Genomic DNA, 7,713 nt, shown 5'->3' with positions numbered 1-7,713 from the left:
CGCCGCCAGCGTTCGTCCTGAGCCAGGATCAAACTCTCCGTTGAAGACTCTAGATTTCGCAGGCAAGCCCACTAATCAGTCATAGACAAAAAGAGTCAAATCACTAGCAAAAAAACTCAACTAGCAAAAAATGTGTCGGCAACCATTCAGACGGAAGAATGAACAATCACCGACGAAAAATACTCACACCCCGAACATCAGAACCGAAACCCGAAGGCCCGGAACATCATCCGACATGCGAAGTACCAAAAAATATTTGGCACTGACATTCATCGACACACTGTTGAGTTCTCAAAGAACACGCACACACCATCACTACGACCCTATGGCCGCCGCTCCGGGGCAACTTTTCCAGCCTACCCCAACCAGGTCACCGGCGCAAACCGGAACCTCGTGAAGAACAACTGGATTGTGTTCGCCAGGCACTTCGTACAACCTCGTGTCACTCACCCTCGCAGGTGGGAGTCGGTGTCCGTGTCGCTCTGACCTGGACAAAGTTACGCGAAGATCAACACAACACCAAATCGCCAGGTCAGAGCGCTGCGGTCGGTAAACTTCACGGAACCCAGTACCTCTCGGCGAGTTCTTCGACGATCGGATCGCCTTCTTCGGCCTGTTCCAAGGCTTCGAGGTCGTCGTTGATCGAAACCAACCGGGGATCGTCACCCTCAGCTTCCTGAATCGGGTGCCGACCGTCCTCGGCGAGTTGCCGCAGCAGCTTCTCCTTGACGCGAGCTTTCAACGAATCAGCCATACCGCCAGCATGTTCCCCGCCGGCTCAGTTGTCGAGGCCTACTCGTCGTCCTTCTTGCCGAAGACACGTCGTGCCGTCGGAATCAGAATGATCAGCGCGCCGAGCAGAACGATGAGCGAAAAAACCTGCATTGCCATGTCGACCTCTTACCGTCACGCCGGCGCGAGCCAGCTCCCCCATGGGGTGTTTCGAACAACCGTAAATGCAACGAGAACTCCGAGCACCACGATCGTCACGGTCGGCCGAAGCACGATCATGCGATCCCGCGTGCCTTTCCAGCGGCGCACCGTCCAACCGATCCACGCGATCACCAATACCGCGACAAACGGCACGATCAAGATATTGCTGGACACTGCGGCACCAAGATCCAGATTAGTCAGGTCGTTGACCGCACGAAGGCCACCACACGCCGGGCACCACAATCCCGTCAACGCGTACATCGGACAAACGCCGTAACTACCCGCGCTGTGGGGATCGCGGAAATGGAGAACCGCGGTGGCCGTCACGGCCACGGCAGCGACACCGACGGGTGCGGCCAGCGCGCGTCGTCGACTTGCCACCGCTTCCAACTCCATGGCACCCACTGTAAGAGACCCCGGCACCGACTAGCTCGCGCGAACGACTACCGATCGAACCACCATGTCGTGCCAGCACTGGTGCTTCGAGTCCCAGAGCGGCCAGAGATAGTTGAGGAAGCAGGCGCCACCCAAGATCGCCATCAAGATCCAACGAAGCAGCGCCACCACCGGTCCGAGAGGTACACCGTCGGACTCCCGAATCACAGAAATCCCCAGCCACTTCTTGCCGAGCGTCTGTCCGGTGTTTCCTTGTCTGAAGACGAGATTCCACACCTCGATCAAGAAGATGGCCAGTATGCCGACGACCATGACGATCACGCCGACCGGATTGCCACCCTCAGCGCTCACGCTGCCGTCGTCGTATGTGGTCACTTCGGATCCGGAGAACGCGATCACCGCCCCGATGACCGCGAGGATGACGCCCGGAAGCGGAACGACAAAGCCGTCGAGGATTGACGCGAGAACACGAGAGATCCACGTTGCGTACGGATAGGCGGGCGTCGGTGACTGATAACCCTGCGGCGGCATGGGCGGCATCTGCCCGTACGGCGGCGGATTCTGCGGTGGTTGGCCCGATCCCCAGTTCTGATCCGACATCGAAGTCTCCCCTGCTCAGGCACGTGTTCGCCAGAATCAGGATAAACCGCACATACGTAAGAATTGGGGACAAACGACAAGAGCCCCACATCCGGATTTCCGGGTGTGGGGCTCTTGGCCGAGCTGCCTGAGAGAATCGAACTCTCGACCTTTTCATTACGAGTGAAATGCTCTACCGACTGAGCTAAGGCAGCGTGCCTTTCGGCGGTGGCGAGTCTATCTGGTCAACCCCCGGATCGCGAAAACGGGGGTCTGAAAGCGGCTCCGATGGAGGCAACCATCGCATCGAGCGCCCACTGCAACTTGACGTTGAAGTCGACAGCCTCACGGCATTCGAGCACGGCTTCGATGCACTTGAGCAACCCCTCCGGGGACGTTCGGGCAGCCAACTCGGCGGCTTGACGAGCCATGTCGGGATGGGTCGCCGTCGACGTCGACCCCAGTGAACAGGAAAGTGCGTCCCGGTACATGCCGGCCAAGTCGATCAGGGTCCGGTCGAGGAGATCGCGGCGGGCCCGCGTGTCACGCGATTTCTGACGCGCTTCGAGGTCTTTGATCAGACCAGCCGATCCGCGCAGAGTCCCGGCCGTTCCCTTGCCGGTACCACCGCCGCCCAACGAGACCTTGAGCTCTTCGAGTTCCTGTTCCTTGAGTTCGGCGTAGAACGCCTTGGTGTCGGCCTCGATCGACTTCACCAAGTTCTCGGCCGCCTTGTAGGCCGTCGAAGCACCGATCGCGTCGGCAGCTAGCCGCAACGAACGCTGACGCTCGTCCCGCGCACTCTCGTCGGTAGCAAGGCGCCGAGCCCGACCGACATGTCCACCGCTGATCGATGCGGCGATTCTCGCCCGCTCCGGATCCAGGCCGTCGCGGTCGATCAGCACCTGAGCGATCGATTCGACGGACGGCGTCACCAACGGCATGTGCCGGCACCGCGAGCGCAAGGTGACAGACATGTCTTCCGGATCGGTCGTCGGCGCACAGAGCAGGATGACCGTGCGGTCCGGTGGCTCCTCGACAACCTTCAGGAGTGCGTTGGCCGCGCCTTCGGTCAAACGATCGGCATCCTCGACCACGATGACCTGCCACCGCCCCGTCGTCGGCCGACGCGAAGCGATGTTGACTATCTCGCGCATGCCTTTGACGCTGATGCTCAGGCCGTCGGGGATGATCCGTCGTACGTCACCGTGGGTTCCACCCATCGTCGTCGTACACGCATGGCACTCACCGCACCCTGGTGCACCCTCGGAGGTGCATTGCAGGGCTGCGGCGAAGCAGAGAGCAGCAACCGAACGACCTGAGCCAGGTGGCCCGGTGAACAGCCACGCGTGAGTCATCTCCGAGCCGCTGGAATCGCCGCGAGCCGACAGTGCAGCATCACGCAGACTTTTCTCGACGTCGTGCTGACCCACCAGCCGACCGAACACACCTCGTTCGGCCACTTCAGTACTCATGCAAAAACCCTAACCGTCGCCACCGACGAAGCCCTACGAGTCCTTCTTCGCCGGAGCCTTCTTGGCAGCTGCCTTCTTTGCCGGGGCCTTCTTGGCAGCCGTCTTCTTGGCAGCGGCCTTCTTCGCCGGAGCCTTCTTGGCAGCTGCCTTCTTCTTGACCGGGCCACGCGCACGACGATCAGCCAGCAACTCCGACGCACGAGCATCGGAAATGGATTCGACGTCGTCGTCCTTGCGAAGGCTGGCGTTGGTCTCGCCGTCGGTGACGTACGGACCGAAACGGCCGTCCTTGATCACCATCGGCTTCTCGCTGACCGGATCGACACCCAACTCACGGAGAGGAGGCGTTGCCGACGCCTGACGCCCACGTCGCTTCGGCTCGGCGTAGATCTTGAGCGCCTCGTCGAGCGTGACGGTGAACATCTGCTCTTCGTTGGCGAGCGAGCGCGAGTCCGTGCCCTTCTTCAGGTACGGACCGTAACGGCCGTTCTGCGCAGTGATCTCTTCCTTCGATTCGGGGTCGACACCCACGACGCGCGGAAGCGACAGCAGACGAAGCGCATCTTCCAAGGTGATCGTCGCCAAGTCCATGGACTTGAGCAGCGATCCCGTCCGCGGCTTGGGGCCCGCGACCTTCTTGGCAGCCTTCTTCGCCGGCGCCTTCTTGGCCGCGGCCTTCTTCACCGCAGTCTTGGTACCGCCCGAACTGATTTCTTCCGGCTCGGGAGCGGAGACGGGAACGATGTCCGGTTCCGGCTCAGCCGGCGGTTCGGGCAGGATCTCGGTCACGTAGGGACCGAAGCGGCCTTCCTTCGCGACGATCTCGTGGCCCGTCAGTGGGTCGACGCCCAGCTTGCGGCCCTCTTGAGGCGTCGAGAACAGCTTCTCGGCGTACTCGGGGGTGAGCTCGTCCGGCGGCAGGTCATCGGGAAGATTGGCCCGCTGCGAGATCAGATCGCCTTCGGGATCGTCCGGATTCTGAACCATGCGCTCGAGGTACGGGCCGAACCGGCCGACACGCACGTGAACCTCGCGGCCCTCGGCGTCGTCGAAGAGACGGATGGAGTTGACCTCGCGGGCGTCGATCTCCTCGAGGTTGACGCCGACCATCTTCTTCAGCCCGCCCTCGCGGGCGACCGAACCTTCTGCGCCTGTCTCGCCGCCGAAGTAGAAGCTGCTCAGCCAGTTGCCGCGCTGCTCACGGCCGCCGGCGATCGCGTCGAGATCGTCTTCCATTCCTGCCGTGAAGTCGAAGTCGACCAGTCGGCCGAAGTGCACCTCGAGCAGTCCGATGACGGCAAACGCCACCCAGGACGGCACCAGGGCGCTGCCACGTTTGTAGACGTATCCGCGATCGAGAATGGTCTTGATGATCGACGAGTAGGTCGAAGGACGGCCGATGCCGAGTTCTTCGAGCGTCTTGATCAGGCTGGCTTCTGTGTAGCGGGCGGGCGGGTTGGTGCTGTGCCCGTCGGGATCGAGCTTGGTCGCCGTGACTTCCTGACCCTTGACCAGTACCGGAAGCCTGGATTCGGCGTCGTCGGACTGACCGCCGGCCTCTTCGTCGACACTTTCGACGTAAGCCTTGAGGAAGCCGGCGAACACGATGGTGCGACCTGAAGCGGAGAACGTGCAGTCCTCGCCGGTGCCTGCCGTGCCGGAGATGCGAAGCGTGAGCGTCGTACCGCGGGCGTCGGCCATCTGCGAGGCGACGGTGCGCTGCCAAATGAGTTCGTACAGCTTGAACTCGTCGGAGTCGAGCTTGGAGTGCAACTGACCCGGGGTCTGGAACACGTCACCAGCGGGGCGGATCGCCTCGTGAGCTTCCTGCGCGTTCTTGACCTTGCGGGTGTACTGACGCGGGGTCGGATGAACGTATTCAGGACCGTACAACTCGGTGGCCTGCGCTCGAGCGGCAGCGATCGCCGACTCCGAGAGCGTCGTCGAGTCGGTACGCATGTAAGTGATGTAGCCGTTTTCGTACAGCCGCTGCGCGATACGCATGGCGCGCTCGGACGTGAAACGAAGCTTGCGTCCGGCTTCCTGCTGGAGCGTCGACGTCATGAACGGCGGGTACGGCTTGCGGGTGTACGGCTTGTCCTCGGCGGACGACACCGTGAGGTCGACGCCCTGCAACGCTTCTGCGAGACGACGCGCATAGGCCTCGTCGAGCACGGTGACCGCGCTGCCCTTGAGCTTTCCGTCAGCTCCGAAATCGCGGCCGGAGGCGACACGCGAACCGTCGACGGAGACGAGGCGTGCGCCGAAACTGCGCGGACTGGCCTCTGCACCGGCGTCGAGCGTCGCGGAAATGTCCCAGTACGACGCCGACTTGAACGCCATGCGCTCGCGTTCGCGCTGGACGATGACGCGAGTGGCCACCGACTGGACGCGGCCGGCCGAGAGCTTCGGCATGACCTTCTTCCAGAGAACCGGGCTGACCTCGTAACCGTAGAGACGGTCGAGAATGCGGCGGGTTTCCTGAGCATCAACGAGGTCGGTGTCGAGTTCGCGGGTGTCTTCGGCGGCAGCACGGATTGCCGGCTCGGTGATCTCGTGGAAGACCATTCGACGAACCGGAATCTTGGGCTTGAGAGTCTCGAGGAGATGCCAGGCGATTGCCTCGCCCTCGCGGTCGGGGTCAGTTGCGAGGAAGAGCTCGTCGGCGTCCTTCAACAGAGACTTGAGTTCGGCGACCTTGCCCTTCTTTTCCGGGCTCACGACATAGAGCGGCTCGAAGTCGTGATCGACGTTGACGCCGAGGCGGGCCCAGGACTCGCCCTTGTACTTGGCCGGAACGTCTGCTGCGCCGCGCGGCAGGTCGCGAATGTGACCGACCGATGCCTCTACGACGTAGTCCTTACCGAGGTAGGGAGCGATTTTGCGCGCCTTGGTCGGTGACTCGACGATCACGAGGCGACGAGGGTTACCGGACGCTCCCTGACCGCTGCCGTTGTCCGCTTTAGCCACCTGCTGCCCGAGCCTTCCTTTGGACGTTCACTGCCGTCGGCAGTTCTTCAGAACTAGACGTGTGGAGCAAGTTATACCCCGTGTCTCTCTTTACAGAGTGACATACCCGCAAGACATTCGTGCAGATCAGTACAGTATGGGCTCCGTCGGACACGCGGCATCGACACCGTCGGACACGCGGCATCGACACCGTCGGACATGCGGCATCGGTACCGTCAGACGTGCGGCCAGGCGACCGAAGTGTCGACGTGTTTCGGCGCCTCACCGAGGTATTCGACGAGCTTTGTCAGTCTCTTCTTTCCCGACACACGCAGTCCCGGGCCCGGTGTCCGGTTACCCAGTTGAGTCGGCGCGATACCTACTCGCATCAAAGCCTGGGCGAGCGGAGCATGAGTTTCCTTGGCATGGGGGTCGAGGCCGAACACGAATCGTTCACCGCCTTCTTCGAGGCGGCCGGCGGCGACGGCCCAGACTCGGAGTTGGCGAGAATTGGGAACCCACCCGACCGGCACCGCTTTTACTGCTCCCTTGGTCCACTGCACGGACAGCGGAAGCAGTGCGGGCGTCGACTGAGTACGCACGAGTGGACTGCCCTCGTCACTGCGCGTCACCTCGGCCCCGAGTCCACACTGCGCGATCAACTCGGCCACGGCCTGCGCTCTCCAGTCCCGATCCACGACGATCGAGATCCGGGCTCGATCCTCCGAGGTCACGACCTGACCCGGTCCGGCCAGCATTCCGGCAAGGTCCGTCACGGCAGGTGGAATCGACTCGGCAGAGAAAAAGGACAGTTGGCTCACAGAGTGAAACGTAAGCCACGAAGGTAGTGACGGCATAGACGACCGGCCGTGGTCGAACAGCTGCGTGTATTCACTCCGGATGGAGAAGACTCTTGCTTGCACCGAAAAGATTTGTCCCCCACCGCACAGATGCGATGGGGGACAAATACTGTCCGAACTATTCGCTCAGCAGGTGAGCGGAAAAATCAGACCGCGCGAACGCCGGTAGCCTGGGGACCCTTGGTGCCCTGGCCGACCTCGAACTCCACACGCTGGTTCTCCTCGAGGGTACGGAAGCCGTTGCCCTGAATTTCGGAGTAGTGAACGAAGACGTCTGCGGAACCGTCTTCGGGAGCGATGAAGCCGAAGCCCTTTTCAGCGTTGAACCACTTCACAGTGCCCTGTGCCATGCTTTTCCTTCTCTTTCTAACACCGGATTCGGTGAACAGCCCTTACAGTCCACCGGGCCGGTTCCGACCGCTGTACGTCTTTATTTCCCCCTCAGGAAAGGCAGAGCACCGCGCCCGCAACAACGATCCTGCGAGCGTGCACTTTCTCAAGCCTACGAACACAGAAGCTGC

The 7,713-nt window shown here is 61.8% G+C and carries 7 protein-coding genes and 1 tRNA gene; all 8 read right to left on the bottom strand.

The window, feature by feature from the left end:
• Positions 1–556: 556 nt before the first annotated feature.
• The 8 genes from ACFT1A_RS02985 to ACFT1A_RS02950 all read right to left on the bottom strand — a co-directional run bounded on the left by ACFT1A_RS02985 (position 557) and on the right by ACFT1A_RS02950 (position 7,542).
• Positions 557–754, bottom strand: coding sequence for a hypothetical protein (locus ACFT1A_RS02985; RefSeq protein ID WP_003946112.1), 198 nt, complete (start codon positions 752–754; stop codon positions 557–559).
• 152 nt (positions 755–906) lie between these two features.
• Positions 907–1,329 carry a DUF2752 domain-containing protein gene (locus tag ACFT1A_RS02980; RefSeq protein ID WP_378445761.1) on the bottom strand — a complete coding sequence of 141 codons (423 nt, stop codon included), beginning with the start codon at positions 1,327–1,329 and terminating at the stop codon, positions 907–909.
• A 30-nt stretch (positions 1,330–1,359) separates the two neighbouring features.
• The gene (locus ACFT1A_RS02975) at positions 1,360–1,929 is read right to left on the bottom strand and encodes an RDD family protein (RefSeq protein ID WP_378445760.1); all 570 of its coding nucleotides are present in this window, start codon (positions 1,927–1,929) and stop codon (positions 1,360–1,362) included.
• Between the two features lie 121 nt (positions 1,930–2,050).
• Positions 2,051–2,123, bottom strand: a tRNA-Thr gene (locus tag ACFT1A_RS02970).
• A 30-nt stretch (positions 2,124–2,153) separates the two neighbouring features.
• Positions 2,154–3,383: a DNA polymerase III subunit delta' gene (locus ACFT1A_RS02965; RefSeq protein ID WP_378445759.1), complete on the bottom strand. Its 1,230-nt coding sequence runs from the start codon at positions 3,381–3,383 to the stop codon at positions 2,154–2,156.
• Positions 3,384–3,416: 33 nt separating this feature from the next.
• Positions 3,417–6,353: a type I DNA topoisomerase gene (gene topA, locus ACFT1A_RS02960; RefSeq protein ID WP_378445758.1), complete on the bottom strand. Its 2,937-nt coding sequence runs from the start codon at positions 6,351–6,353 to the stop codon at positions 3,417–3,419.
• A 215-nt stretch (positions 6,354–6,568) separates the two neighbouring features.
• Positions 6,569–7,153, bottom strand: a complete 585-nt coding sequence (locus ACFT1A_RS02955; protein WP_317553427.1) for a hypothetical protein — start codon at positions 7,151–7,153, stop codon at positions 6,569–6,571.
• A 185-nt stretch (positions 7,154–7,338) separates the two neighbouring features.
• Complete coding sequence (locus ACFT1A_RS02950; protein ID WP_003946117.1) at positions 7,339–7,542, bottom strand: cold-shock protein; 204 nt, start codon at positions 7,540–7,542, stop codon at positions 7,339–7,341.
• Positions 7,543–7,713 lie beyond the last annotated feature (171 nt).

Origin of the sequence: Rhodococcus sp. NPDC057135 (genome assembly GCF_042670865.1) — a bacterium.
GTDB lineage: Bacteria > Actinomycetota > Actinomycetes > Mycobacteriales > Mycobacteriaceae > Rhodococcus_F.
The sequence above is the reverse complement of the archived record's forward strand: the minus strand, read 5'-3'. Positions and strand labels throughout refer to the sequence as shown.

Excerpts from the sequence above, each read along its gene's own strand:
- ACFT1A_RS02985 (WP_003946112.1), bottom strand. The coding sequence starts at position 754 with ATGGCTGATTCGTTGAAAGCTCGCGTCAAGGAGAAGCTGCTGCGGCAA.
- ACFT1A_RS02980 (WP_378445761.1), bottom strand. The coding sequence starts at position 1,329 with ATGGAGTTGGAAGCGGTGGCAAGTCGACGACGCGCGCTGGCCGCACCC.
- ACFT1A_RS02975 (WP_378445760.1), bottom strand. The coding sequence starts at position 1,929 with ATGTCGGATCAGAACTGGGGATCGGGCCAACCACCGCAGAATCCGCCG.
- ACFT1A_RS02965 (WP_378445759.1), bottom strand. The coding sequence starts at position 3,383 with ATGAGTACTGAAGTGGCCGAACGAGGTGTGTTCGGTCGGCTGGTGGGT.
- ACFT1A_RS02950 (WP_003946117.1), bottom strand. The coding sequence starts at position 7,542 with ATGGCACAGGGCACTGTGAAGTGGTTCAACGCTGAAAAGGGCTTCGGC.